Source organism: Stenotrophomonas aracearum (genome assembly GCF_031834615.1).
Taxonomy (GTDB): Bacteria; Pseudomonadota; Gammaproteobacteria; order Xanthomonadales; family Xanthomonadaceae; genus Stenotrophomonas; species Stenotrophomonas aracearum.
The window spans coordinates 546,414-572,062 of record NZ_CP115543.1 but is presented as its reverse complement, the minus strand read 5'-3'; the positions used below and the strand labels follow the sequence as shown (position 1 = coordinate 572,062).

Sequence of the window (25,649 nt, the reverse complement as noted above, 5' to 3'; positions counted from 1 at the left end):
CCCATCACACCGCGGCCAGCTCCAACCGCCCGATCACCTCCACCAACGGTGCCGGCCTACCCAGCAGGTAGCCCTGCACCTGGTCGCAGCCGTGCGCGGCCAGCCATTCGTGCTGGCCCGGGGTTTCCACGCCTTCGGCGATCACGGTCAGGCCCATGCTGTGGCCCAGCGACAACAGCGCGCGGCAGATGGACGCGTTGCGCGGGTTGGTTTCCACATCGGCCACGAAGCTGCGGTCGATCTTCAGGATGTCCAGCGGCAGGTGCTGCAGGTAGGACATGTTGGAGTAACCGGTGCCGAAGTCGTCCAGCGAAATGTGGATGCCCTGCTCGTGCATGCGCTGCATGGTCTGCTTGGCCTGGCCCGGCTTGCGCATCAGGCTGCTCTCGGTCAGCTCCACGTGCAGCGCGCCGCGTGCCAGCCCGAATTCCTGGCTGGCGCGCTGGAACTCGGCCACCAGGTCGCTGTTGAAGAACTGCACCGCCGACACGTTCACCGCGATCGGCAGGTCCCAGCCGGCGTCCACCAGCTGGCGCTGCGCGCGCGCCGCTTCGCGGATCACCCAGCGCCCCAGCGCCAGGATCAACCCGGTGTCTTCGCACAGCTGGATGAACTCGCCCGGCGGAATGAAGCTGCCGTCCGGTTGCGGCCAGCGCAGCAGCGCTTCCAGCGCCGCCGGGGTGCCGTCGCTGGCGTGGCAGATCGGCTGGAAATACAGCTCGAATTCGGCATCGATCGCACTGTGGATGCGTCCGGCCAGGCGCAGGCGATCGGCCAGCCGCGAACTCACCGTGTTGTCGAACCAGGCAATCACGCTGCCCTCGTCGCGTGCGGCATGCGCGGCCTGTGCGGCCATGCCGATCACCTGTTCGGCACTGACCACGTCGCCTTCGAACTTCACCGCCACGCCAATGCGCGGCTCGAACTGGTGCAGCCAGTCCTGCCCACGCACCGGTTCGGAGACGGTCTGCACCAGCGTATCCAGCGCGGTCTGGCGCTCGTGGTCGTCGCGGATGGCGAAGATGAAATCCTCGGCCGGCTGGAATGCCAGCAGGCCATAGCGCACGCCCAGTCCGCCCAAACGCTTGGCCATGGCCTGCAGGACCACGTCGCCCACTTCGCGGCCCAGCGTGTCGGCGACCAGCTGCAGGCCACGGAACTGCACGTAGGCAATGGTGTAGCTGCCGCCCTCTTCGTCCAGCTGCGCGGCAAGCGCGCGCGTGTTGAGCAGGCCGGTGGCCGGGTTGTGGGTGGCGTGGTAGGCCAGGTCGCGTTCGTAGGCCATGCGGTCGCTGATGTCCTCGGCCAGCACCAGGCACGCCTCGCGCCCGTCGAAATCCAGCCGCGCCAGGTGCGCGCGCACTTCGAACACGGTGCCGTCCTTGCGCCGGTGCAGGCGCACCTTGGCGTCCTGCAGGTCGCCGTTGGCGGCACTGGCGATGGCGCCGCGGATCTCTTCCCAGCCTTCGCGCGGGCGGATGTCCAGGATGCTCATGGCCAGGAACTCGTCGCGGCTGTAGCCGTACTGGCGCACCGCCGCTTCGTTCACTTCCAGGAAGCGCAGGGTGTCCGGGTCGAACACCCAGAACGGCGCCGGGTTGCGGTCGAACAGGAGACGGAACTGGCGCTCGGCCTGCTGCGCGCGCGCCAGCGCCTGGACCCGCTCGCTCACGTCGGTAAGCGCGCCGATCATGCGCCGTTCGTGGTCGCTGCCGCCCACCTGCTGGCCGCGCGCGGAGACCCAGTGCGTGGTGCCACCCGGCAGCACGATGCGGAACATCTCATCCAGCACGCCATTGCCGGCGAACGCATGGTGGAAGGCGTCCTGCAGGCGCGGCGCGTCTTCGTGGTGCACGCGCTGGAAAAAATCCGACACCGACAGCGAATCGATCGGAATACCGAAGATCTCGCGGGCCAGCGGCGACCAGCGCAGCACGGCGGCGTCTTCGTCCACGGTCCAGGTGCAGATCTTGCCGACCTGGTGGGCCATGCGCAGTTCGGCATGGCCGGTGCGCAGCTCGGCGCTCATCGCGTCCTGGCGGCGGGTGGCGCGGCGCAGGCTGGTGTAGACCAGCGCGAACGCGCCCCAGTACAGCAGGAACAGGCCCACCGAGGCCTGCACGTACGGCCACCACGGCGCCAGCACGTCCTGCCGGCCCAGCCCCGCGTACACCGCCAGCGGGTACTCGGCCAGCGTGGTCAGGGTGGAAATGCGCTCCACCTTGTCGATCGGGCTGTACTCGATACCCAACGCGAGCACGGCATCGCGTCCGATCAGGTCGCGCCGCTGCAGTTTGAACTGCTTCCCGGTCAGGCCTTCGTTGTCCGGGCTGCGCGCCAGCACATGCCCGGCCACGTCGCTGATCGAGATCACCCCGTGGTAGCCGATGTCCAGCCCGCTGATGATCGACTGCAGCTCGCTGGTATGCATTCGGGCAAGCAGCCAGCGGTCTTCACCCATGCGCAGGGCCAACGGCAGCACCCAGCGCCGCATGCCCAGGTCCTGCGGCGGACCCAGGTAAAGCTGACTGTCGGCACCGCGATGGTTTTCCACGATCCAAAGTGGAAGGGTCAGATCGCCGCCGCCACTGGTCAGCGCGCGCCCGAACTGGTCCACCACGACAATGCTCTCCAGTTCGCCGTGGCGCTGCAGGACCCCGTCGATGGATTCATCCAGCAGGTCCGGCGCCTGCGTCGGCACGCTGTCGAACAGCTGCGCGCCGTCGGCGGCGATGCCGCGCATGGCGCGCTCCAGATTGCGCAGTTCCACGCGCAGCAGGCGCTGCGAACCGGTTGCCAGCGCCGAGCTCTGCCGCTGCGCGGCGTCCTGCCGGCGCTGGAAGTCATTGGCCAGCATCACCACCAGGCCCACGCCCAGCAGCACGCCCAGGGCGGTGCCCATCCACACGATCGTCCGCAGCGGCCGCGCCATCGGCTGGCTCAGTGCGGGCATTGCATACCTCTACCAGCGTGACGGCCTGACTTCATGTAAACGCTTCCTGGTTTCCCCAACCTGAGCGGCCGACGTCGCAATTTCTTGACGCCCTGCGGACCCGTTCCCCACGGGCCAGGCCTTGGCCCAGCGCCTTGGCCCCAGCATGCACCAGCCCGGGCGCCTCGGGAAGGGGTGAGACGGCCGTCACAGGTTTATCGCCACCGGCCGGGCCGTGAACCCTCCATGATCGGCACCGGCCGCGGCGGTACTCAGCAAAGAACCGGGACACCCGGGCGGATTAGACTTGCGGTTTCCCCGTTGCCTGAGAAGTCCATGTCCAAGCTGCGCCGCCCCACCCTGATGCTTGCCATTGCCGCCAGCCTGTCGCTGGGCCTGGCCGCCTGCGACCGCGATGCGGCCGCGCCGACCACCACCCCTGCCGCCGATACCGCCGCCACCCCGCCCGTCGCGCCCAAGCCGCAGCTGGGCAGCTTCGGCTTCGACGCCACCGGCATGGACCGCAGCGTCGCCGCCGGTGACGACTTCTTCGGCTTCGCCAACGGCAACTGGGTGAAGAACACCGAGATCCCGGCCGACCGTTCCAGTTTCGGCAGCTTCAATGTCATTTCCGAGAAAACCCTGGCCGATACCCGCGCCATCCTCGAAGGCGCCGCCGCCGATACCAAGGCCGAGGGTGAAACCAAGCTGATCGGCGACTACTACGCCGCGTTCATGGACGAAGCCGGGATCGAATCGCGCGGCATGGGCGTGGTGAAGCCGGAACTGGACGCCATCGGCGGCATCGCCGACAAGTCCGCGCTGGCCACCGCGCTGGGCGGCACCCTGCGCGCCGACGTGGACCTGCTCAACGCCACCAACTTCTACACCGACCGCCTGTTCGGCACCTGGGTATCGGTGGACCTGCTGCAGCCGGACCGCAACGCGCCGTACCTGGTGCAGGGCGGCCTGGGCCTGCCGGACCGCGACTTCTACCTGCAGGGCGGCCGCATGGCCGAGATCCGCAAGCAGTACCAGGCCTATATCGCCCAGGTGCTGCAGCTGGCCGGCGTAGCCGACCCGGCGGCCAAGGCGCAGCGCATCGTCGCGCTGGAAACCCGCATCGCCCAGGCGCACGCCACCCAGGAAGAAACCAACGACGTGGCCAAGGGCGCCAACGCCTGGAAGCAGGCCGACCTGAGCGCCAAGGCACCGGGCATGGACTGGGCCGCGTTCCTGGCCGCCGCCGGCCTGGACAAGCAGGACGACTTCATCGTGTGGCAGCCCAAGGCCGTGGCCGGCATTTCGCGCCTGGTCGCCACCGAGCCGCTGGACGTGTGGAAGGACTACCTGACCTTCCACGCGCTGGACCGCGCCGCACCGTACCTGCCCAAGGCGATGGCCGACGCGCGTTTCGCCTTCCACGGCACCACCCTCAACGGCACCCCGCAGCAGAGCGAGCGCTGGAAGCGTGCGGTGGATGAGAGCAACAACGCGGTGGGCGAAGCGATCGGCAAGATTTACGTCGAGAAGCATTTCGACCCGGCCACCAAGGCCCGTGCCGATGAAATGGCCAAGAACATCATCGCCGCCTTCGCCAAGCGCATCGACGCGCTGGAATGGATGTCGCCGGAAACCAAGGCGCATGCCAAGGCCAAGGTGGAAGGGCTGACCGTGGGCATGGGCTACCCGGACAAGTGGCGCGACTACAGCGGCCTGGAAGTGAAGCGCGACGACGCGCTGGGCAATGCCGAGCGCGCCAGCCTGTTCGAGTACCGCCGCAACCTGGCCAAGCTGGGCCAGCCGGTGGACCACAGCGAATGGGCGATGCTGCCGCAGACCATCAACGCGATGAACGTGCCGCTGGAAAACCGCCTGGTGTTCCCGGCCGCGATCCTGCAGCCGCCGTTCTTCGACGGCGCGGCCGACGACGCAGTGAACTACGGCGCCATCGGTGCGGTGATCGGCCATGAGATCAGCCATGGCTTTGACAATGCCGGCGCGCTGTTCGACCAGACCGGCAAGTTGAACAACTGGTGGACGGCTGAGGACCTGAAGAAGTTCAACGCCGCCGGCGACGCGCTGGCGGCGCAGTTCAGCAGCTACCAGCCGTTCCCGGGCGTGTCGGTCAATGGTCGCCTGACCCTGGGCGAGAACATTGCCGACGTGGCCGGCCTGGCCACCGCGTACGACGCCTACCAGCTGTCGCTGCAGGGCAAGCCGGGCCAGACCCTGGAAGGCTTCACCCCCGACCAGCGCTTCTTCCTGGGCTTTGCCCAGGCGTGGCGCAGCAAGGCGCGCGAGCAGGCACTGCGCAACTCGCTGCTGACCAACGTGCACGCGCCGGGCCAGTTCCGCGCGCTCACCGTGCGCAACCTGGACGCGTGGTACCCGGCGTTCGAAGTGAAGGAAGGCCAGAAGCTGTACCTGGCCCCGGAGAAGCGGGTCAAGGTGTGGTGATCGGCAGCAATGGTTGAATGAAAAACGGACGCCTCGGCGTCCGTTTTTTTACCAATGCGCCAACGAACTCACCGGCACGCCCACGCGCTTGCAGGCCCGGGTGGCGGTGCCGTCATGCAATGCGCGCCGGAACAGCGGTGAAATCCCCTGCAACACCCTCGCCGAGGCACGCGCCTGGGCGCGCTGCAACGGCGTGCGTTCCAGCATCGTGTTGGCCCACTCCGGCAGCATCGCCGCGCCGGCGCTGAGGAACAGGTCGCGCGACACCCCGGGCATCGGCACCGGCAGGCGGATGCCGGACAACACCGCCAGCACTTCGCGCGACCGCGCATCAAAACGCAGCACCGGCAGCTGCCGCTCGAAGTACGCGGTCACCGCCGCCTCGGTCGCCGGCACGTCGGTCGCCCCCAATGCTTCGGCCACGCGGCGGTACTCGTTGTAGTAACGGTCCGCGATCGCTTCAGGCACATCGCGGCAGTAGCGTCGGCAGCCCTGCAGGAAGCCATAGGCCTCGGTCACGTGCACCCAGGTCAGCAGGTCCGGATCATCTGCCGAATACGCCTGCCCGTCCGCCGTGGTCCCGCGCACCTGCGCGTGGATGTGCTTCACCTTGGCGACCAGCGCTTCCACTTCCCCCGAAGCGGCATAACTGGTGCAGGCCACGAACGAGGTGGTCCGGCGCAGGCGCCCGACCAGGTCCTCGCGGAAATTGGAGTGGTCATACACCCCGGCCAGCGCGAGCGGGTGCAGGGTCTGCAGCATCAGCGCGCACAACCCACCGGCCAGCATGCCGGGCAGCTCGGCGTTGACCCGCCAGGTGGCGCTGTCCGGCCCGAACCAGCCCGGATCGCCCAGCGGATGGTCGTAGTCGATGCCGCTCTGGTCGCGCGGAAACGCCTCCAGCACCCAGCGCCGAATGGGCTGCGTGGCGGGGCGGGCAAGGCGGTGCAGCAGTGACGACATCGCGGGTTCCTGGGGGTTCGGGACACCGCCGTCCTGCGCGGTTGCGTCAATTCTGCGTGATGTATGACACCCCGGCCACGTCCCGTTGGCGCCATGGTTCAAATTTGTGCGCCCGCAACAGAAATCGAGGGGGTTTTTCTGGTTTCAGCGTTGGTTCTTCATGATGCACCGCGCAAGATTTCGCATGCCCCGCCCATTCAGCCAGACCCCCTGCGGCGTTTTGTCGCACTGCCCATTGCCAAGCGCCGAGAACCTGCTTAGAACTGAACCCGCCTCACCGTAAGTCCAATGCGCTGCTGCACGTTCCCGAAGGAGCCCGTGATGATCGCTTTGTTCAAAGGTTTGGGTTTACTGCTCCAGGACAACGAGCTGTACAGCAGCCCGTTCGAGAAGCAGGTCGCGCATTGGCGCAACAAGAGTGAGCAACAGATCCGCGAGGAAGTGGCCACCCTGGCCAAGGCCAAGGGCCAGTGGCTCATGGCGTCCATCGTCGGCTGGCAGGCGGCCTCGCTGCTCATCCTCGGCCTGATCGCCAACTACCTGTGGAAGGACGACTTCCATATCACCTTCACCCGCGTGGTGATCGTGTTCGGTTCGTGGGTCTCGATCCTGTTCGTGATCTGGTTCATGGCCAACATGTTCGACCACACTGCCGGTTTCGAGCGCTGGATGAAGGCGTTCAACAGCCGCGCGCGGATCACCTCCGACGCCGACACCGTGGAATGCGTGGCTGAAGCGCTGGACATGGCCCAGCACTACCCGGAAGTGCTCGACTACAAGCAGGCGGTCACCGCCCGGCGCGAGCTGCGCCACGAAGACATCCGCATCATGCGCGAGATCGGCCGCATGAAGCAGCATTCGGAACTGGTGGGGCAGCTGAACCATGTGGGTGAGCCGGACCCGCAGCACAACATGCACCTGCAGCCGGCGTTCTGAATTTCATGCATGGAAAAAACGCCGGGCACCGCCCGGCGTTTTTCGTTACATCCCCCGGAACAGGCTCATGAACGGCTGGCTGACATTGAGCAGCTCCGGGCGCTGCTTCAACCGCAGCTGCCCGCGTCCGGTGTCATCGCGCGTCACTGCCGCGACCGCTTTCATGTTGACGATGGTGGAACGGTGCACCTGGCGGAAGCGCTGCGGATCCAGCACTTCCAGCAGCTCGCGCAGCGGCGTGCGCAGCAGGCTTTCGCCGGCTTCGGTCACCACCGTGGTGTACTTGCTGTCGGCACGGAAGTAGACCACGTCTTCCAGCATGATCAGCTGCGTGTCGCGGCCGTTGCTCGCGGTGATCCACGCCAGCGGCGGCGCAGTCGAGTGCGCGGCCGGCTGCTGTCCCAGCCGCTGCAGCAGCTGCTCCAGCACTGCATTGTCCGGGCGCCCCATCTGCATGCGCGCCAGGATGCGCTCGCGCGTGGCCAGCAGGCGTTCGTCGCTGACAGGCTTGAGCAGGTAGTCGATGGCGCCCTGCTCGAATGCATCGATCGCGTACTGGTCATAGGCGGTCACGAACACCACTTGGGTGCGCGGGCTGAGCTCGGGCAGCGCGCGCGCCACGTCGATGCCGCTGATGCCGGGCATGCGGATGTCGAGCAGGGCCAGGTCCGGCTTCAGCTCGGCCAGGCGTTCCAGCGCGCTGGCCCCGTCTTCGCACTCGGCCACCAGCCGCAGTTCCGGCCACAAGCGCTGCAGCTGGGCCACCAGCGACTGGCGCAGCAGGTCTTCGTCTTCGGCAATGAGGGCATCAAGCTGCATGGATCGCCTCGCGTGCGTCGCGCGGCAGGGTGATCGTTGCCGCCACGCCGCTGGGGAAATTGGACACGATGGCTACGCCGGCGCGTTCGCCGCAGGTCAGGCGCAGCCGCTCGCGCAGGTTCTTGAGCCCGATCCCGGTACCGCTGCTGCCGCCCTGGCCGAAGCCCAGTCCGTCGTCGGCCACGGTGAGGGTGACATGGTCGTCGAAGGCGCGCGCGATGATCCACACCGTGCCGCCACCGGGCTTGGGTTCCAGCCCGTGCTTGATCGCATTTTCAACCAAGGTCTGCAGCGCCATCGACGGCAGCGGCAGGCTGTTGAGCGCGGGCGGAACATCCACGTGCAGCGCCAGCCGCGCGCCCATGCGGATCTTGAGGATTTCCAGATAAGCCTGGGTACGCTCCAGCTCCACGCCCAGGGTGGACATCGACTCGTCCACGCTCGGCAGCGAACTGCGCAGGTACTGAATGAGGTGCCCCAGCATCTGGTCGGCACGCGGCGGGTCGGTGCGGGTCAGCACCTGCGCGTTGGCCAGCGTGTTGTACAGGAAGTGCGGTTCCACCTGGGCGTGCAGCAGGTTCAGGCGTGCCACCGACAATTCCTTCTCGGTGGCGGTCTGCTCGGCCGCGGCCTGTTCGTCGCGGCGTTGTTCGGCCACGTGGCGGGTGATGGCGCGGCCGACCGCTTCGGCGTTCTCGTAGTTGCTGCCTTCGTCCACCGCGAGCAGGTCGGCCCAGACGCCAGCATCGGGTTCGAAGACCAGGGTCACGCTGCTGGTGCCCTCCCCCGGGGTGACCGTGGCCAGCACCGTGTTGCGCTTGATCGCCCAGCGCGCCGGCAGGTTCCAGCGCGAGGGCGGGCGGCCGTTGTAGGGGTCCACGCGGCGCACGCAGGCGCGCACCTGCAGGCTGCCGGCCGCGCTTTCGATGTCTTCCACGCGCGGCAGCTCCTTGATCGCCTGTTCGACCAGGCTGAAGGCGGCGCCGGCGTCCATCGGCAGCTCGATCTGGCGGCGCTGGCGGCTGGAGAGGGTGGCCGAATCCAGGCGGCCGGCCAGGGTCGAGACCCGGCGCAGGTGGGTGATGCAGCTGCCCAGGGCAGTGACCATCAGGAACAGGGCCAGCAGGCCGAACACCCAGCCCGGGCCCTCGTCCATGCCGTGGAAGAAGCCGCTCCAGACGAAGCCGGCCACGACCAGTGCGGCGGCCCAGGCCAGCAGGATGCGAAGAATCAGGGATAGGCTGGCAAACACGGCGGCGTCTTCACGATGGGATGGTGTGAGGATAGCCGCGCCGCCGGCGGGAACAAGCGGCATGCGATGGAGGCAGGGAATCGTGGGATGAAACGCCCCGCCGGCGGTTACCGGCGGGGCCGTACATCATTTCCGGTCGGTCGCCGAGGCGTCCCGGGTGGCACGGAACTGGGAATCGTCGCTCCAGTTCGGCCAGGCGCGGCTGTTGGCCAGCTGGTTGCCCAGCGTGTACAGCACTTCCAGGTCGCGGGCGGCGCCTGCGAACTTCCAGTCCGGCTGCCATTCGTCGCCCTGCTGGTGGTAGCGCTTGGCGGTGTAGTCGTCCGAGGCCTTCTTGCCGGCCTCAATCCCACCGTCCACCCAATCCTGGCCCGCCGAGTACGACACCGCCGGCACGCCACGCTTGGCGAACGGGAAATGGTCGGAGCGGAAGAACAGGCCGGCTTCCGGCTTCGGGTCCGGGGTGTAGCGGATGTCCCAGCCCTTCGCCACGTCCTTGAGCTGGTCCAGCAGTTCCAGTTTGGCCGAACCATAAATGCCGAAGTCGCGCGACGGGCCGAACGGCGCCATGCCGTCCATGTTGATCACCGCCACGGTCTTGGCCAACGGGTACAGCGGATGGGTCGCGTAGTACTCCGAACCCAGCAGGCCCTTTTCTTCAGCGGTCACTGCCAGGAACAGCACCGAACGCTCCGGGCGCGGGCCCTTGGCGAAACCACGGGCCAGTTCCACCAGCGAGGCGGTGCCGCTGGCATTGTCCAACGCGCCGTTGAAGATGGTGTCGCCGTTCGCGTCCGGCTTGCCCACGCCGATGTGGTCCCAGTGCGCGCTGTACACCACGGTTTCATCCGGGTGCTTGCTGCCTTCCAGGCGCGCGGCCACGTTGTGCGAGGTGATCACCTCGGTCTTCACCGCGTACTTGGCCGACAGCGTTTCGCCCTTCAGCTCCACCGGCGTGAAGTCCGGGCGCTGTGCCTTCTTCTTGAGGGCCTCGAAGTCCTGCCCGGCGCGCTTGAACAGGTCCACCGCCAGGTCGCGCTGGATCCAGCCTTCCAGCAGCGGGTGCGCCTCGGCCGGGTTGTCGCGGACCACGTCGAACATGGTGTTGGTGTTGGAGCCCGCCACCGTGGCCCAGCCGTAGGAGGCCGGCGCGGTTTCGTGCACGATCAGCACGCCCAGCGCACCCTGGCGGGCGCCCTCTTCGTACTTGTACGTCCAGCGACCGTAGTAGGTCATGCCCTTGCCGTCGAAGCTGCCTTCGCCGGTTTCAAAATCGGGGTCGTTGATCAGCACGACGGCGATCTTGCCCTTCAGGTCGACGTCCTTGAAGTCGTTCCAGTTGCGCTCCGGCGCGTTCACGCCATAGCCCAGGAACACCAGCGGGGCGTTCTGGATGTCCACTTCGCTGGCGCCGTTCATGGCCGCGCGCACCGCGATTTCCTTGCCTTGGGTGAGGGTCTGCGGCTTGCCCTGGCTGGTCAGCGCCAGGCTCGGGGCACCGACGATGTCGCCCTTGCGCAGCGGCACGGCCTGGGTCCACAGGCGCTTGCCGTCTTTCAGGTCGCCGCCCGGCTGCAGGCCGGCGGCCGCGAACTGCTTGCTGAGGAAGGCGATGGTTTTCTCTTCGCCGGCGGTGGCCGGGGAGCGGCCTTCATAGGCGTCGGACGCCAGTTCCTTCACGTCGGCGGAGATCCGCGCGCCGTCGAATTTCGGCGTCGCCGCCATCAGGGCGCTGGACACCGACAGTGCCAGCACGCTCAATACCACTCGCTTCATTGCTCTCTCCGCTGCAGGGGAATTCCCCATCATCAACGGATAGTACCCGCGTCGCCGTGCCGAAGGGTACGGGGAGCCGGCCAGCGGCCGGCACTACGTCAACGGGCGCGTTGCCGGTCGCTGGCCGGATCCACGTTGTAACCGGGTCACCCCGTCATGCGTAGTGCCCGCCGCTGGCGGGCTCCACGCGATCCCTCACCAGTTCGGATCTTCCGCCGGCGCCGCTGCCTTCGGCGCGGCCGCGCGGGCCGCCTTGGGCTTGGCGGTGCCGGATGCGGCGGCCTTCTCTGCCACTTCCTTCACCGCCCCCGCCTGCTGGCGCAGCTCGATCGAACCCGGCTTGAACGCGCTGCCGCCCACGTCCGCGCCACCTTCAATGGTGCCGTAGGACGTCTGCGACGCCACCCGGTCCACCCGGATCGTGCAGCACGGGGTTTCATTGCGGCCCAGCGAACGGCCGGTCTGCGGGTCCTTCAGCTCCTCGCCCAGCATCACCGCCTGCCAGCGCTGGCCCACTTTCAGCGTGTCGCCGCCCTGGCTCAGCACCACCTGGTCGCCGGTCATCGCCACCACCGAGACCGGGAAGATCTCGGTGATGATCGCGGTGCCGATCTGGCCGGACAGCGACTCCATCATCGCCGCCGCCATGCCCTTGCCATCCACCACGCGCGGCAGGGTGCTCGGGCCGGTCGAGGCCAGCTGGTGGTCGAAGCTGTCGGACATCACCACCTCACCGGTGGTGGCATTGATCAACCGCAGCGTGATCCGCCCGCCGCCGGAGTACGAGCTCACCTGGCGGTCGGACATGCGCAGGTTGCGCACGCTGCGCGGGTACTCGAAACGTTCGATGGTCGGAATCAGGATCAGGTCGGTGGCCAGCTGCTGGCCCAGCCGCGCGGTGTCCTGCAGGCGCACGTTGCCGCTGTTGATGTGGTCGATTTCGGCCTGCATCTCCTCGCCGAACTCGCGGTCGAGCACGATGAAGCGCTTGGTCTGGGTCAGCGTGTCGTTCAGGCGCGCGCGGATCGCCGCAGCCACGTCTTCGCTGGCCACGCGGCCGTCGCCCACGGCATAGCTGCCGCTGCGCACGTGCGGCTGCGCCACCACGATCTTCGGCCGGCCCTGCTCATCCGGTGCACGGTACTGGGCGATGTCGGCGCGCACGCGCACCTTCCAGTAACTGCGCATCGTACGACGGCTGACGTCCGACTCGAACGACTGCGCGCCGCGCTCGGCCTTTACACTGGCCTGTTCCTTGTAGCTTTCCTTGATGCTGGCCGAGGCCGACGCGGAACCGTCGGCCGCTTCGGCCTGTGCCTGCGCCGAGCCACTGGCCGAGGCAGACGCCGAATACTTGTAGCCGGCGTCGCTGGCGCGCACGCGGGCAATCACTTCTTCATCCAGCTGGGTGACTTCTTCCTGCGAGAGGATCTCATAGCCCAGCACCGCCCCCTGCGAGGCGGCGATCATCTGCTGGGCGAACGCGTCGGCGCGGATATCGCCGACGTGTTCCCCGTCCACGTCCACATGCAGGCCCGCACGCAGGCTCTGCATCTGGCTGGCCACGCGCACGCCATTGACCTGTGCCACCGCCGACTGCAACGCCGCCAGCACCGCCAGCTCCGGCGTGCTGCCGACACCGTCGGCTTCGCGCGCCACCTTGGTGGTGCCGCCGAAATCCGGCGAGCCACGCAAGGGCTTCTCAGCCGGGGCTTCCAGCTTCGAGTCCTGCTTGGGTGCCGCCGCCTCCACCGGTGCCTCCTGCTTGCCGCAGGCGGCAAGCAGGGTCACGGTGAGGGCCAGGCCGAACAGTCGGGTTGAGGTCTGCATGCGTGGCGCTCCGTTGGCTTACAGGGTGTCGAGCAGCGACTCGGCGTTGCCCGGCACCTTGATCTTGCTGGCGCGGGCGAAGGTCAGCGCCGCCTTGGACGAGCTGTACAGACCCTTCAGGTAGCCCGGCGATTCCTTGGCCACCCAGGCACCGGCGGCCAGCTTGCGGCCCACGGTGGCCAGCTGGGTCGCGCCCAGGTTCTTCATGCCGTTGGCGAAGTTGCTGGCTTCACCGCTCAGCTTCTGGCCTTCCACGGCCGAGGCGGCCAGCGCAATCAGGCCATCGGTGTAATGCTGCTTGGACTCCGCGCTCAGCTCCGGCTTGGCCGCCACACGCTCGTCGATCGCCGCCTGCGCCGCGTCGCTGACCGAGACCGACTTTTTAATCTTGTCAACGTTGACCGAACCGGACGACAGCGCCTGGCGCTCGGCTTCCAGCAGCTGCACCTGCTCGGCCAAGCCGAAGGCCTTGGCGAACGCGGTCTGCGCTTCCAGCGAGTGCGACTGCGACGCGGCGAAACGACGCACCAGCGCTTCCTGGTCGGCTTCGCTCGGGGCGGCCGAGGACGACGACGACGACGAACCGCCGCCGGCCAGTTCCTTCAGCTTGCCGAACTGCGCGTGCGCCGGGGCGGCGAAGGCGGTGGCCAGGGCCAGTACGATGAGGGTCTTGCGGATCATGGTGTAGTCCTTGATGAAATGCGGGTTGCGGTGTCGGCGTGCGATCAGCGCACGGCCTTGACGTTCAATTCGTTGATCATCTGCTGCGCGCCCTTCTCAGACGCGATCTGCAGTGCGTTGGTGCGGGCCACGGTTTCGTTCGGACCGGTACCGGAGAACTGCACCGGACCCACCGACGACACGGTCTTCGGGAAACGGCCGCTCACGTCCAGCACCTTGCCGGTGACGGTCACGAACACGCGGGTGTTGCCGCTGACCGGGTCACGATCACGCATGCCCACGTCCAGCGTGCCCACGGCCAGGTACGGAATGTTGGCGGCCTTGATGCCGTTGGCGGTATCGCGCAGGGTGGCCGGCGAGAGATCGTTGCCGGTGCTGAAGTCCTTGCGGATGCGCTCGATGCTGAGCAGGCCACGGCTTTCGCCTTCCACGTACTCGGCTTCCACCACTTCGTAGCCGGCGGCGCTGAACGCACCGGTCATCGCGGTGTTGATCTCGTTGGCGTTGGCCACCTTCCAGCTGACGTTGTCGCTGCGCGCGGTGGTGCTGCCACCGGAGGTGATCGACACCGACGCGTTCTGGTTGATGCTGCCGTTGGTGCTCACCGAGTTGCCACGGAAGCTGTCGCCTTCGCGGGTCTTTTCGTCATAGCTCTGGCTGGCGTCGACGCGGCGGTATTCCTTGTCCTGGAACGACTGCACTGTGTCCTGCGAGCGCGCCATGAACAGGAAGGTCAGCAGCGAACGCTCATTACCGCGTGCGCCGGCGGTGGCCGAACCGGCGTCCAGCTTGGTCTGCAGCAGGGTGGCGTTGATCTCGGCACGCACGCTGACCGTGTAGGTCTTGGCCTTCTTGTCTTCGGTGTCCGAGAGCGGCACCGCCGACAGCACGTAGCGGTCGATCTCGCCGATGAACTCGGCGCGGCGGTCTTCGAACAAGCGCAGCTTGGCCGCACCGGACTCGGCGATGTACGCCTCCAGCGCGTTGACCTTGGCTTTCTTCAACGCTTCGGCACGGGTGTCGGCACTCAGGCGCAGGCCATAGCTGGCCGAACCGGTACCCCGGGAACTGGCGGTCTGCGCCGACACCGGCGCGGCAACCATCAGGGCAATGAGAGTCAGCAGTACGGCACGAATCAACGGCATGAGGTGATCAACTCCTGGAGGGCTTGGGTCTGTTGCTGCAGCGGCTTGCCGCCTGGCTTCTGTTCGTCCAGCCAGGCGCGCGCGTCGGCACGCTTGGCGGCGGCACCGGCGAAGGCGTCCAGTCCGGCGAGCACGGTTTCGTAGCTGGCCGACCACTGGTCCACGTGCCACTGCGTGGCCGGCACCACCTTGGTGGCACCCTTGCGAAGCGGCTGGTCGAAGAACACCTTGCCCGAGAACGGCTCCACCACCGTGGCCTGGAAGAACGCGCCGAACAGCATCGTCTTCATCGCCGGGGTCTCGTTGATCACGCCGTTCTTCAGCGCGTCCAGGCGCAGCTTCACCACGTAGTCCGGCTCGGGAATCTTCAGCTGGTAGACCTTGCCGTCGGCAAAGCGCGCGGCCATCGCCCCGCCGATGGCCTGGCCACTGGCCGGCGGCAGCAGGCCGATGCCGGTGTTGGACGACAGCGTCTTGGACAGTTCGTGCGCGAGCGTGGCGCGCAGCACCTGTTCGTTCACTGCGTCGGGCAGCTTGGCGCGCACCGCGTCAGACAGGGTCACTTCACCCACCTGCAGGCGGCGCGTGGACGCGGCCGGCAGTTTCGCCTTGGCCAGCGTGTCGGCCAGCACCTGCGGCAGGCCGGTCGCGGCGTTGCCGTACAGCAGGTCGGCGACGATGGCATCGATCTCTTCGTCGTCGGGCAGGTATTCCATCACGTCGATCCGCTGCAGCGTGATCGGGTAGGACGCCACTACCTGACGCTCGCGGAAGTCGAAGAACAGCGCCTGCAGCGCCACTTCCACCAGCACCTTGTACTGGCCGCCAATCGGTTCAATCGAGACCAGTTCGCGGTCCAGCGCGGTGGCCAGCACCGTGGCGCTGGTGGTGCCGTCGAGCATCGCCAGCGGCTGGTCGATCAGTTCCAGCGTGGCTGGCGGCTGCGCCTTCAGGCGCGCCCACAGCGTTTGGTTGAGCGGGGCCAGGCCGCGCGCTTCCAGTACCTCTGCCGCACGCGGGGTGCTGGCCTCTACGGCGCTCTGTTCGGCGGTGTAGGCAAATCCGGCCCAGTAGGCCTGCTGCGCCTTGTCGGCAGCTTGTGCGCTGTTGGCTACGGCGGTGCCCACCAGCAGCAGCCCGCACACCAGCAGCCACGCGCCATGCGCGCGCGTGCGCTTCTTCCCTGAAAACATCGTCCTGCGTCCTTATCGGCTGGACCTGGGCAGGTGCCCGGTCACTTTTGTGAAGTGCGACACGATAGAAGATGAATGCGACGCAATCAAGTCAAGCGGATCAGTGGGAACCCGCTCGTGCCTGCAGAAGCGCCCGTTCCCGGGCATTGGGCGTAAGCCGCGCCGCGCGCGCAAAGGCTTCCGCAGCTTCCTCATTCCGGCCCATCTGCGACAAAAGGTCACCCTGTACCGCCGCCAGCGGCGCGTACTCCTGCAACCGCGGGTCCTCGGCCAGCGCTTCCACCAGCGGCCATGCCGCGGCGGCGCCTTCCGCGCGCGACACCGCCACCGCGCGGTTGAGTTCGACCACCGGCGACGGCTGCACCTGCGCCAGCCGCGCATACAACGCGGCCATGCGTGCCCAGTCGGTCTGCTCCGCGCGACGTGCGCGTGCATGGCAGTCGGCAATCGCGGCCTGCAGCACATAGCCGTCATCCGCCCCACCCAGCGCAAGCGCTTGGCGTAACGCGGCCTGGCCGCGCGCCACCTGCAGGTGGTCCCAGCGGGTGCGGTCCTGCTCGGGCAGCAGGATCGGGTTGCCGTGCGCGTCCACCCGCGCCGCCGCGCGCGAGGCCTGCAGCTCCATCAGCGCCAGCAGCCCATGCACCTGCGGCCATGTTGGCAGGCGCTGCTGCAGCACGCGGCCCAGCCGCAGCGCCTCCTCGCACAGCGCCGGCCGCATCCAGTCATCGCCACTGCTGGCCGCATAGCCTTCGTTGAAGATCAGGTACACCACCGCCAGCACCGAGCCCAGCCGTTCCGGCAACGCGGCCTGGCGCGGCACTTCGAACGGCACCTGCTTGGCTGCCAGCGTGCGCTTGGCGCGCACGATGCGCTGGGCGATGGTCGGTTCGGGCTGCAGGAACGCGCGCGCGATCTCGTCGGTGGTCAGTCCACCGAGCAGGCGCAGGGTGAGTGCCACCCGTGCATCGGCCGACAGCACCGGGTGGCAGGCCACGAACATCAGCCGCAGCAGGTCATCGCCGATGTCGTCCTGCAGTGCGTCGCTGTCGTCGGGCAACGGCAGCGGTTGCGGCTCCAGTTCCGTTCCCCACTGCGCATGCTGGCCGGCCACGCGCTGGTGCTGGCGCAGCACGTCGATGGCGCGATTGCGTGCGGTGGTCATCAACCACGCTCCCGGATTGTCCGGAACGCCCTGCGTGGGCCAACGCTCCAGCGCGGCCAGCCAGGTGTCCTGGGCCAGTTCTTCGGCACGCCCGATGTCGCCCCCCAGCATCCGCGCCAGGCGTGCGATCAGGGCCGGCGACTCCATCCGCCAGAGGGTATCCAGTCGTTGCGCGAGGGCTGCATCCATGCGGCGAATGAGAGCATCGCCCACCGCGCCGCACAAGGTGCGGCGCGGCAGCGGGCATCAGCCGGGTTCACCGTCCATGTGCGCCACTTCCCAGAGGTGGCCGTCCGGATCGGCGAAGCTGCGCTGGTACATGAAACCGTAGTCGCGCGCCTCGGTCGGCTCGGTGCCGCCCGCGGCCTTGGCCTTCTCCACGGTGGCGTCCACGGCGGCGCGGCTGGGCGAGGACAGCGCCAGGATCACCTGCGCCTGTTTGTGCGCATCACCGATCGGCCGGTTGATGAAGGTGGCGAAGAAGTCCTCCTTCAGCAGCATCAGCATGATGGTGTCGCTGATGTTGAAGGACGCCGCCTTGTCATCGGTGTAGGTCAGGTTGGGGGTGAAGCCCAGTGCGGCGAAAAAGGTCTTGCTCCTCTCCAGGTCCTTGACCGGGAGATTGACGAAGATCATCTGCGGTGCATCGCTCATCGTGTGCTCCTTGCGATCAGGGGGCTTTCATGCAGTTGACCATCCACGGCTTGCCGTACTTGTCTTCCAGCATGCCCCAGCGCTTGGCCCAGAAGGTTTCGCCGATCGGGAAGGTGATCTTGCCGCCTTCAGCCAGCGCCTTGAACACGCGCTCGGCTTCCGCTTCGGTTTCCACATCCACGTTGATGGTGGTGCTGCCGTTGTCGCCGGAGCCCGGGCCATCCGCGGCCATCAGGATCGCGTCGCCCACCTCCAGCTGGCTGTGCGCGATCAGGTTCGGATCGCTCGGACCCGGGTTGTCGCCGCAGCCTTCCATGTTGTCGCTGGGCGGCATGTCGCTGTACTTCATTTCCGAGGTGACCTTGCCACCCAGGGCCTGGGCGTAGAACGCCATCGCTTCGTGGGTCTTGCCGTTGAAGCCGAGGAACGGAATCAGTTTCATGAGACTCTCCAAAGGGTCGGGGGTGGGTCAGTCGGCCTGGCCGATCTGCTCGCGCAAACGCTGTTCCTGTGCACGTAATTCCGGGGTGAAGGCTTCACCGAAATCTTCCTCGGTGTAGAACGGACGGATCTCGACCACGTCGCCGGGCAGGAACGGGGCGCGCTTGAGCCACTCGGTGGCTTCGTCCACCGAACGCACCTGCCACAGCCAGAACCCGGCCACCAGCTCGCGGGTTTCGGCGAACGGGCCGTCGATGACCTGCGGGGCGGCACCGGTGTAGGCCACCCGGCGGCCATGCGAGCTGGGGCGCAGGCCGTCGCCGGCCAGCATGATGCCGGCGTTGATGAGCTCCTCGTTGAAGTCGCCCATCGCCTTGAACTGCGCTTCGGTCGGCAGCTGCCCGGCCTCGGTGGCCTCGGTTGCCTTCACGATCACCATGACTTTCATTGGTCTGTCCTCGATGCCGGCCCGGTTGGCGGGCCCTTCACTGGTTACGACGCCCCAGTGGACCGGAAATCGACACGGTCGCCAAACAAATATTCCAAGGCCGCCACGCCGTGTCGGATACAGCCCCTGAACAGGCCGTGGGCGCTGCACTGCAACAGGACTGTCGCGCCGGCTGGGGCATCATGGCCGCTCCCCCGCACCGAGGTCGCCGCCATGCAATACCTGCTGCTGATCTATATCGACCCGACCCTGATCCAGGACCTGCCGGCCGACGAGTACGACCGGGTGATGCGCGGCTGCATCCAGCACGCCGACAAGCTCGAGGCCGAAGGCACGCTGGTGCTGTCGCAGCGGCTCGAGCCGGTCAACCAGGCACGCACACTGCGTACGCGCGATGCGCAGGCACGCATCACCGACGGTCCCTTCGCCGAAACCCGCGAACTGCTGGCCGGCTTCAACCTGATCAACGCGCCGAACCACGAAGACGCCATGCGCATCGCCCAGCAGTTCCCGTGGTCGCGCTACGGCAGCATCGAAGTACGCCCGGTGGAGGACATGAATGTTGAGCGCGAGCGAGTAGGCGCGTGACGTTGCCGGTCACGGCAACAATGTGACCTTCAACTCGCGCACGCCCACGGCTTCATTCCCGCTGTAATCGCGCGCACTCGCACGAATGATGTAATCGCCCGCCGGCAACGCATCCGGCTGCCACCGCCCGGTTTCCACCAACCCATCGCGCACGATGTTGGTCACCAGGTACCGGAAGCGCGTCACCGCGCTGCCATGCACCGTGATCCCGCTGTCCGGCGCATACGCCACCACCGTGGCGCTGTTCTCGCGCGGCATGCGGTTGAACACGATGTTGAAACGCGGCTGCTCGTAGCCCGCCAGCGGCGTGCCAACCGCATCCAGGATCTGATACCCCACCTGGTACGCCCCCAACCGCCGACGCGGCAGGTTGTTGTCCACCTGGTCCCACGCCTCCACCACGATCTGCACGCCCGGGCCCTGGCGCGGCACCTCCACGCGGCCATTCGGACCTGTCTTGATCGGCTGCTCCCTATCGTCCAGCAACGCCACCTCGGTGATGCGCGGTGCAAAACTGTCGGCGTAGTCCACGAAGCCCAGCGCCACTGCATTGCGCTGGAAGCCACTGGCGCCCACGCTCAAGTGCACGTGCGCCATGCGGTTGATGCTGCCCAGCGGCTCGCCCGCCTGGAACCGCGTCCCCCGCCGCACCCGTACCCGCTCCAGCTTGCCATCCAGGTCGCGCAGCTGCGGCCAGCGCGCATCGAGCGGACGGTCGCGCGCATCGCGGCCCACCTTCATGTGGATGTAGCGCAGCCGGTCCAACGAGAACCCCTCGCCTTGGCCGCCGACCGACCAGCTCGAAAACGGGCTGCTGACCTTGCCATCGGCAATCGCCAGCACGGTCTGGCCCACGTCACCGCGGATATCGAAACCATCGTGCAGGTGGTGCCGGCTTTCGCCGCTGAAGTTGCCGCGCACCTCGCCCAGCGTGCCTACTACTTCATGCCAGCCCAGTTGCGGTGCGAGCGGCCAGCGTCCGCCCGTGTCGGGCAGTGGCGCATCGGCGGCCGGCCCGATCAGCGACGGTGCCGGGGTCGCCCCGGCGGCCAGCGCGCGCACCCGGTGCACGCGGTACGACGCCGCGTCGGACAGGTACAGCCCACCGTCTGCATCCAGCGCCAGCCCGGCCGGCCGCGAGAAGCGCGGCTGCGGTGCCATCCCGCCCAGCGCCAACACGTGGCCCTGTGCCGTGAGCTGCACCACTTTGCCGTCGAAGTCGCTGATGTACACCACGTTGTCATGGGTGACCGCCAGCGCCATCGGTCCGTTGAGCAGGCTGCCGTCGGCCAGCAGCGTGTCCACCGTGCCGTCCGGCGCCAGCCGGCGTACGGCGTTGTTGAGCATGTCGGCGACCAGCAGGTTGCCGTGGCCATCCAGCGCCAGCGCCACCGGGGTGTCCAGGCGTGCGCCGACGCCGGCGCCGTCCACGTTGCCCGGCGCGTCACCGCCGGCCAGCGTGCGCACCTGGCCATCGGGCTCGATCACGCGGATCCGGTCATTCCAGGTATCGGCCACATACACGCGGCCCACAGCGTCCACCGCCACGCCCATCGGGCCATCGAAGCGCGCCTGCGCGGCCGGGCCGTCCAGGTATCCCGCCGTGCCATCGCCCGCAATCGTAGTGACGTTGCCATCGATGTCGATCCGGCGGATCACGTGGTTGCCGGTGTCGGCCACGAACACGTTGCCGGCTACATCCAGCGCGATCGACGATGGCGTATTGAACTGGGCCTGCTGCGCCGGACCGTCGCGCCAACCCTCGCCCTGCCCGGCCAGCGTGTCCACCCTACCATCCGGATACACGCGGCGGATGCGGTTGTTGTCGCCGCCGTCGGCCACGTACAGCACGCCCTGCGCGTCGAGCGCCAGGCCATAGGGATCGGCGAAACGCGCCTGCGCGCCTGCGCCGTCGCGCATGCCGCCGACACCGTCACCGGCCAGCAGCGCGATGTCAGGCGTCCAGCCCAGTACGGTCGCCGCCGGGCCGGGCGGAGGCGTCGGTTCGGCCGGCGTGCGCAGGAAGGTCCAGGCCAGCGCAGCCGCCACCATTACGGCGACCAGCACCGCCATCGTCCATCGTGCACGCGTCATCGCGATCCTTGCCTGCTGCCGTTCGGGCCATGACCTTAGCCGGTGCAGGCGCGCGTGCAAACCCCGCGTGTACGTGCCGCGACTTGTCTGGAACCCGCGTTCCGGTTTCAATCAAGGGCCACGCCAAGGAAGGACGCTCCGCATGACCTGCCGCACCGGCATTGCCCTCGCCCTGATGCTGTCGCTGTGTGCTGCCCCGCTGGCGGCCACCGCTGCAGCGAGCGTGGATGCCACCGCCCCGGTACCCGAAGGCGACCGCGCCTTCTACATGGAGGTCGGCGAAGCCATCCAGCAGGCCGAGCGCGGCGACACCCTGGGCGCGTCCATCGTGTTCGAGCGCCTGCTCGCCGACCCGCGCCTGGCCTCGCTGGCGGTGGACGGCCGCAGCCATGTGTGGGCCTCGGCGGCGATGGTGGCGGCCGAGCAGAAGGATTTCGCCCTGGCCACCCAGCGCCTGCAGCAGGCACTGGCGATCAATCCGCACAACGCGTACGCGCGCCTGCGCCTGGCGTGGTTCCAGCTGCATGCCCAGCAGACCGTTGCCGCCGCCGACAGCGTCATCCTCGGTGCGGCCGACAGCGAGGACTCACCGGACATCACCACCGAGATGGTCTGGCAGCTGGACACCGGGCTGAAGGACCTGCCCGAAAAGCGCCTGGCGCTGCTGCAGGCCCTGTTCGACAGCCACTGGAAGAACGACGGCGTCGAGCCGGTGGAACTGTGGGTCATCCTCGCCACGCTGCAGGTCGAGGCCGGCCACGGCGACAAAGTGCCGGCCACGCTGGAGCGCATCGACGCCCCCATCGCGCTGGTGCGGCTGCGCAGCGACAAGCGCTTCGACCCGTACCTGCAACCCGACGATACCCGCTATGAGCCGGTGGCCGCCGCGCGCCGGCAGATCGACCGGCTGCGCGTGGAGACCATGCTGCGGCCCGGCCTCAACGAAACCGCCGTGGAACTCGCCACCGCCTTGATGATTGCCGGCGACCTGGGCGACGTGGTCGGCATGACCGACCAGATCGCCGCCGCTGCCAACGCGGCCACCCAGGCGCCGCAGGAGCAGGCCTTCGCCATCGGCTGGATGCTGGACACCCGCAGCCGTGCGCTTCGGCGGCTGGGCCAGAACGACCGCGCCGTGGCCAACCAGCTGATCGCGGTGCGCATGGCGGAAGGCAGCGACACGGTCAGCCAGAAGCTCAACCTGGCCGCGCTGTACATGTCGCTGCATCGGCCGATGATGGCGCGTGAGGTGCTGCGCGAGACGGACGACGCCAACCTGAGTGCGTACGGCGTCAGCAGCCACGCGCTGGTCTCGCTGATGACCGCGCGGCAGTTGAAGGACGACACCGCTGCGCAGCGCGCGTGGACCGTGCTGGAGGCCAACCGCACCGAAGCGCCCGGCCAGTACCGCGACGCCCTGCTTACCGACAACCGCATGGACGAAGCGGCGCAGGTCGTGATCGCGCAGCTGGCCGACCCGCTGGAGCGCGGCCAGATCCTGCTTGAACTGCAGGACATGCGCGAAGGCCCGGTGCTGGAAGGCGAACGCGATTATCACGAGCGTTGGGAGCAGATGGAGAAGCGTGCCGACGTGCAGGCCGCGGTAGCCAAGGTCGGGCGCATCGCCACCTATCCGCTGTTCTCTTACTGATCCGGCCGGCGCGACTCAGCGCGCCGGGGTCTCCGGCTTGAAGCCCATTGCTTCGCGATAGCGTGCGTACAACGTGCTTACCTTCTCCACGTACGCCATCGTTTCGGCGTACGGTGGTACGCCCTTGTAGCGCGTCACCGCACCGATGCCGGCGTTGTAAGCCGCCGCCGCCAGCGTACGGTCGCCCTTGTAGCGCGCCAGCAGTGCCTTCAGGTAACGCGCGCCGCCGTTGATCGACTGCTCGGCCGACAGCGGGTCTGAAACGCCCAGTTCGGTGGCGGTGTCGGGCATCAGCTGCATCACGCCCTGTGCGCCCTTCGGCGACACCGCGCCGGCATCGAAGTTGCTTTCCGCATGCGCGATCGCACGCAGCCAGGCGTCGTCCACGCCGGTCGCACGCGCCGCCGCCTTGAACTGCTTGGCGTGGCGGTTGAGCTGCGGTTTGCCGATTTTGCCCATGCCTTCGTGCGCCGGTTCGCCGGGCGGCGTAGCCACGGTGAACTTCAGGAATACCCGCGAACCGGGCAGGTTGCGGGTGGAATACACCAGCTGCCCGTCCTGCTCCCGCTCGTACAGGGTGCCGCTGAACACCCCCATGTTGCCCCACAGGTTGGGGGCCTGCACCGCGTTGTCATCCACCTGCTGTGCCTTGCACTTCGAGCCCGGCTCGGGCGCCGTGGCCAGGCTCACAGTGTTGTTCTGCACGCAGCGATAGACTGTGCGCGCCGCCGCCGTACCGGGCATCAGCAGCGGCATCAGGGCCAACGCGACGGGCAGGAGGGGCTTCATGGTGGCGCGATCATCCTGCCGGGGGCGCGAACCGCAGGTGAACCCGCCAGGGCGTGTCGGCTTCACCCGGCCTCGGCGGACTGATATCGACACTGGGGAAAACCCGACAGGATTGTGCGGAAAGCCCTGTTTCAAACCACGGGGCCAGGTGGTCATATAGCGCTCATTCCCACGCCCGAACCGGCAGAGAGGTCCGCTTGAAGCGCGTCAGCACCATCGCCGCCATTGCGCTAGCCGCCGTGCTCGGGGCCATCCTGCCGATGGCCGCGCTGCTCTACGTGAGCTGGAGCCGTGCCCAGGTGGCCGAAGCCGACCGCCTGGAGCGCACCGCCGAGCGCACCCTGCAGCGCGCGCACCGCGCCTATGAAGGCGGCCTGCTGGCCCTGCGCAAGCTCAACCAGTCGGCCCTGCCGGCCTGCTCGCCCGAACACATCCGGCTGATGCGCAGCCTGGCACTGGCCACCACCTCGGCCGAGCAGGTGGGCTACTTCTCCGAAGGCCGCCTGCGCTGCACCTCCTGGGGAGCGGCCGACGAACTGGTGCCCGAGCCCACCCCCGACCACATCACCGCCGACGGCGCCGCCATCACCCTCGGCGTGCGTCCGGCGGCCGGCGACGGGGCCGGCACCCTGCTGTCGGTGCAGCTGGGCGGCCACGACATCCTGATGGACCCGGAGCGGTTCATCGATGTCATCGCCGAGCCCAACGTCCGCCTGGCCGTAGCCACCCCCGACGGCCGCCTGATCGCGCAGCAGCCCATCGGCGACCCGGAGCTGCTGCAGCGCCTGCTGCGCGAGCCGCACAGCGGCCACACCCCACGCACCCTGCATGCCACCGCGCAGGACCAGGAATGGCTGGCAATCGCCATCGCCCCCCGCACCGGCCTGCTCGCCGCCCTCCAGCAGCAGTTCTGGCAGCTGCTGCCGCTGGGCGCGGTGGGTGCGTTGCTTGCCGTCGCCGGCGGCATCTGGCTCTCGCGCCGGCGCCTGTCGCTGCGCAGCGAACTGGCCACTGCCGTGCGCCGCCGCGAGTTCCGCATGCACTACCAGCCCATCATCGAACTGGACACCGGCATCTGCGTCGGCGCCGAAGCATTGGTGCGCTGGACGCGCGCCGACGGCACCCAGGTACGGCCAGACCTGTTCATTCCGGTGGCCGAAGAAACCGGCCTGATCGAACCGCTCACCGACCACGTCATGGACCTGGTGCTCGGCGACATGCGCGAGCTGCTCATCCATGACCGCAGCGCACACATCGCCATCAATCTCTCTGCCGGCGATGTCAGCAGCGGGCGTGCGTTGAAGGTACTTACCGGCAAACTGATCGGCACCGGCATCCACCCGCAGCAGATCTGGCTGGAAGCCACCGAGCGCGGCATCCTCGACATCCAGGCGGCACGCACCTCGCTGGCCGCCGCGCGCCGGGCCGGGCACTGCGTGGCCATCGACGACTTCGGGGTCGGCTATTCCAGCCTGCAGTACCTGCAGCAGCTGCCGCTGGATGCGCTGAAGATCGACAAGTCGTTCATCGACTCGATCGGCACCCACAGCGCCACCAGCCCGGTCACCTCGCACATCATCGACATGGCCCGCACGCTGGGGCTGTTCACCGTGGCCGAGGGCATCGAAACCTCCGCGCAGCTGGCCTACCTGCAATCGCGCCAGGTTGAATTCGGCCAGGGCTGGCTGTTCTCGCGCCCCCTGCCGGCGGCGGAGTTCATCGCCTACCACGAGCACCGCCGGAGCCAGTACGGTGAGGCGCCCGAAGACATGCAGAACCCCAACACCCTTCGCGAGTAGCGCTGTGCCGGCATTCATCGGCCCCCGTCGGCG

General features: G+C 67.9%; 20 protein-coding genes. 5 read left to right on the top strand and 15 right to left on the bottom strand.

Annotated elements, in window-relative coordinates:
- Window positions 1–4: 4 nt before the first annotated feature.
- Window positions 5–2,953 carry a bifunctional diguanylate cyclase/phosphodiesterase gene (locus tag PDM28_RS02570; RefSeq protein ID WP_311183723.1) on the bottom strand — a complete coding sequence of 983 codons (2,949 nt, stop codon included), beginning with the start codon at window positions 2,951–2,953 and terminating at the stop codon, window positions 5–7.
- Window positions 2,954–3,268: 315 nt separating this feature from the next.
- Between PDM28_RS02570 and PDM28_RS02565 the strand changes: the two genes are divergently transcribed.
- Window positions 3,269–5,392, top strand: a complete 2,124-nt coding sequence (locus PDM28_RS02565) for a M13 family metallopeptidase (RefSeq protein WP_311183722.1) — start codon at window positions 3,269–3,271, stop codon at window positions 5,390–5,392.
- A gap of 48 nt (window positions 5,393–5,440) precedes the next feature.
- Here the strand turns inward: PDM28_RS02565 and PDM28_RS02560 are convergent, their stop codons facing one another.
- The gene (locus PDM28_RS02560; RefSeq protein ID WP_311183721.1) at window positions 5,441–6,355 is read right to left on the bottom strand and encodes an oxygenase MpaB family protein; all 915 of its coding nucleotides are present in this window, start codon (window positions 6,353–6,355) and stop codon (window positions 5,441–5,443) included.
- A gap of 321 nt (window positions 6,356–6,676) precedes the next feature.
- On the opposite strand from PDM28_RS02560, the gene PDM28_RS02555 reads away from it, so the two are divergent.
- On the top strand, window positions 6,677–7,291 hold the full coding sequence (locus tag PDM28_RS02555; protein WP_172448154.1) for a hypothetical protein: 615 nt from the start codon (window positions 6,677–6,679) through the stop codon (window positions 7,289–7,291).
- A gap of 45 nt (window positions 7,292–7,336) precedes the next feature.
- On the opposite strand, the gene PDM28_RS02550 is transcribed toward PDM28_RS02555, so the two are convergent.
- The 11 genes from PDM28_RS02550 to PDM28_RS02500 all read right to left on the bottom strand — a co-directional run bounded on the left by PDM28_RS02550 (window position 7,337) and on the right by PDM28_RS02500 (window position 18,695).
- Window positions 7,337–8,110, bottom strand: a complete 774-nt coding sequence (locus PDM28_RS02550) for a LytR/AlgR family response regulator transcription factor (protein ID WP_311183720.1) — start codon at window positions 8,108–8,110, stop codon at window positions 7,337–7,339.
- Entirely contained in the window at window positions 8,100–9,362 is a 1,263-nt protein-coding gene (locus PDM28_RS02545; protein ID WP_311183719.1) for a sensor histidine kinase, read from the bottom strand. Before PDM28_RS02545 ends, PDM28_RS02550 begins: the two co-directional genes overlap by 11 nt.
- Window positions 9,363–9,488: 126 nt before the next feature.
- Window positions 9,489–11,138, bottom strand: coding sequence for a M28 family metallopeptidase (locus PDM28_RS02540; protein ID WP_311183718.1), 1,650 nt, complete (start codon window positions 11,136–11,138; stop codon window positions 9,489–9,491).
- Window positions 11,139–11,333: 195 nt separating this feature from the next.
- A complete protein-coding gene (locus tag PDM28_RS02535; protein ID WP_311183717.1) occupies window positions 11,334–12,968 on the bottom strand; it encodes a CsgG/HfaB family protein in 1,635 nt (544 codons plus the stop codon).
- 18 nt (window positions 12,969–12,986) lie between these two features.
- Complete coding sequence (locus PDM28_RS02530) at window positions 12,987–13,649, bottom strand: hypothetical protein (protein ID WP_311183716.1); 663 nt, start codon at window positions 13,647–13,649, stop codon at window positions 12,987–12,989.
- A gap of 44 nt (window positions 13,650–13,693) precedes the next feature.
- Window positions 13,694–14,794 carry a hypothetical protein gene (locus PDM28_RS02525; protein ID WP_311183715.1) on the bottom strand — a complete coding sequence of 367 codons (1,101 nt, stop codon included), beginning with the start codon at window positions 14,792–14,794 and terminating at the stop codon, window positions 13,694–13,696.
- Complete coding sequence (locus PDM28_RS02520) at window positions 14,785–15,987, bottom strand: hypothetical protein (RefSeq protein ID WP_311183714.1); 1,203 nt, start codon at window positions 15,985–15,987, stop codon at window positions 14,785–14,787. Before PDM28_RS02520 ends, PDM28_RS02525 begins: the two co-directional genes overlap by 10 nt.
- A gap of 100 nt (window positions 15,988–16,087) precedes the next feature.
- Window positions 16,088–17,341: an RNA polymerase sigma factor gene (locus PDM28_RS02515; RefSeq protein WP_311183713.1), complete on the bottom strand. Its 1,254-nt coding sequence runs from the start codon at window positions 17,339–17,341 to the stop codon at window positions 16,088–16,090.
- Between the two features lie 57 nt (window positions 17,342–17,398).
- Entirely contained in the window at window positions 17,399–17,806 is a 408-nt protein-coding gene (locus tag PDM28_RS02510) for a VOC family protein (RefSeq protein ID WP_311183712.1), read from the bottom strand.
- A 16-nt stretch (window positions 17,807–17,822) separates the two neighbouring features.
- The gene (locus PDM28_RS02505) at window positions 17,823–18,248 is read right to left on the bottom strand and encodes a VOC family protein (RefSeq protein ID WP_311183711.1); all 426 of its coding nucleotides are present in this window, start codon (window positions 18,246–18,248) and stop codon (window positions 17,823–17,825) included.
- Window positions 18,249–18,275: 27 nt separating this feature from the next.
- Complete coding sequence (locus PDM28_RS02500) at window positions 18,276–18,695, bottom strand: YciI family protein (protein ID WP_070208768.1); 420 nt, start codon at window positions 18,693–18,695, stop codon at window positions 18,276–18,278.
- Between the two features lie 213 nt (window positions 18,696–18,908).
- Here PDM28_RS02500 and PDM28_RS02495 point away from each other — a divergent pair, with 213 nt between their 5' ends.
- Complete coding sequence (locus PDM28_RS02495) at window positions 18,909–19,283, top strand: YciI family protein (RefSeq protein WP_311183710.1); 375 nt, start codon at window positions 18,909–18,911, stop codon at window positions 19,281–19,283.
- A 9-nt stretch (window positions 19,284–19,292) separates the two neighbouring features.
- On the opposite strand, the gene PDM28_RS02490 is transcribed toward PDM28_RS02495, so the two are convergent.
- Complete coding sequence (locus tag PDM28_RS02490; RefSeq protein ID WP_311183709.1) at window positions 19,293–21,377, bottom strand: gluconolaconase; 2,085 nt, start codon at window positions 21,375–21,377, stop codon at window positions 19,293–19,295.
- Between the two features lie 142 nt (window positions 21,378–21,519).
- On the opposite strand from PDM28_RS02490, the gene PDM28_RS02485 reads away from it, so the two are divergent.
- The gene (locus PDM28_RS02485) at window positions 21,520–23,028 is read left to right on the top strand and encodes a tetratricopeptide repeat protein (RefSeq protein WP_311183708.1); all 1,509 of its coding nucleotides are present in this window, start codon (window positions 21,520–21,522) and stop codon (window positions 23,026–23,028) included.
- Between the two features lie 15 nt (window positions 23,029–23,043).
- Here PDM28_RS02485 and PDM28_RS02480 read toward each other — a convergent pair whose 3' ends face one another.
- Window positions 23,044–23,817 carry a lytic transglycosylase domain-containing protein gene (locus PDM28_RS02480; protein ID WP_311183707.1) on the bottom strand — a complete coding sequence of 258 codons (774 nt, stop codon included), beginning with the start codon at window positions 23,815–23,817 and terminating at the stop codon, window positions 23,044–23,046.
- A gap of 197 nt (window positions 23,818–24,014) precedes the next feature.
- Between PDM28_RS02480 and PDM28_RS02475 the strand changes: the two genes are divergently transcribed.
- Window positions 24,015–25,616 carry an EAL domain-containing protein gene (locus tag PDM28_RS02475; protein ID WP_311183706.1) on the top strand — a complete coding sequence of 534 codons (1,602 nt, stop codon included), beginning with the start codon at window positions 24,015–24,017 and terminating at the stop codon, window positions 25,614–25,616.
- Window positions 25,617–25,649: the final 33 nt, after the last annotated feature.

What these genes read in the sequence shown, in the direction of transcription:
- PDM28_RS02505 (WP_311183711.1), bottom strand. Translation starts at nt 18,248, where the DNA reads ATGAAACTGATTCCGTTCCTCGGCTTCAACGGCAAGACCCACGAAGCG.
- PDM28_RS02490 (WP_311183709.1), bottom strand. Translation starts at nt 21,377, where the DNA reads ATGACGCGTGCACGATGGACGATGGCGGTGCTGGTCGCCGTAATGGTG.
- PDM28_RS02530 (WP_311183716.1), bottom strand. Translation starts at nt 13,649, where the DNA reads ATGATCCGCAAGACCCTCATCGTACTGGCCCTGGCCACCGCCTTCGCC.
- PDM28_RS02510 (WP_311183712.1), bottom strand. Translation starts at nt 17,806, where the DNA reads ATGAGCGATGCACCGCAGATGATCTTCGTCAATCTCCCGGTCAAGGAC.
- PDM28_RS02535 (WP_311183717.1), bottom strand. Translation starts at nt 12,968, where the DNA reads ATGCAGACCTCAACCCGACTGTTCGGCCTGGCCCTCACCGTGACCCTG.
- PDM28_RS02480 (WP_311183707.1), bottom strand. Translation starts at nt 23,817, where the DNA reads ATGAAGCCCCTCCTGCCCGTCGCGTTGGCCCTGATGCCGCTGCTGATG.
- PDM28_RS02525 (WP_311183715.1), bottom strand. Translation starts at nt 14,794, where the DNA reads ATGCCGTTGATTCGTGCCGTACTGCTGACTCTCATTGCCCTGATGGTT.
- PDM28_RS02515 (WP_311183713.1), bottom strand. Translation starts at nt 17,341, where the DNA reads ATGGATGCAGCCCTCGCGCAACGACTGGATACCCTCTGGCGGATGGAG.
- PDM28_RS02550 (WP_311183720.1), bottom strand. Translation starts at nt 8,110, where the DNA reads ATGCAGCTTGATGCCCTCATTGCCGAAGACGAAGACCTGCTGCGCCAG.
- PDM28_RS02555 (WP_172448154.1), top strand. Translation starts at nt 6,677, where the DNA reads ATGATCGCTTTGTTCAAAGGTTTGGGTTTACTGCTCCAGGACAACGAG.
- PDM28_RS02540 (WP_311183718.1), bottom strand. Translation starts at nt 11,138, where the DNA reads ATGAAGCGAGTGGTATTGAGCGTGCTGGCACTGTCGGTGTCCAGCGCC.
- PDM28_RS02485 (WP_311183708.1), top strand. Translation starts at nt 21,520, where the DNA reads ATGACCTGCCGCACCGGCATTGCCCTCGCCCTGATGCTGTCGCTGTGT.
- PDM28_RS02570 (WP_311183723.1), bottom strand. Translation starts at nt 2,953, where the DNA reads ATGCCCGCACTGAGCCAGCCGATGGCGCGGCCGCTGCGGACGATCGTG.
- PDM28_RS02560 (WP_311183721.1), bottom strand. Translation starts at nt 6,355, where the DNA reads ATGTCGTCACTGCTGCACCGCCTTGCCCGCCCCGCCACGCAGCCCATT.
- PDM28_RS02495 (WP_311183710.1), top strand. Translation starts at nt 18,909, where the DNA reads ATGCAATACCTGCTGCTGATCTATATCGACCCGACCCTGATCCAGGAC.
- PDM28_RS02520 (WP_311183714.1), bottom strand. Translation starts at nt 15,987, where the DNA reads ATGTTTTCAGGGAAGAAGCGCACGCGCGCGCATGGCGCGTGGCTGCTG.
- PDM28_RS02500 (WP_070208768.1), bottom strand. Translation starts at nt 18,695, where the DNA reads ATGAAAGTCATGGTGATCGTGAAGGCAACCGAGGCCACCGAGGCCGGG.
- PDM28_RS02565 (WP_311183722.1), top strand. Translation starts at nt 3,269, where the DNA reads ATGTCCAAGCTGCGCCGCCCCACCCTGATGCTTGCCATTGCCGCCAGC.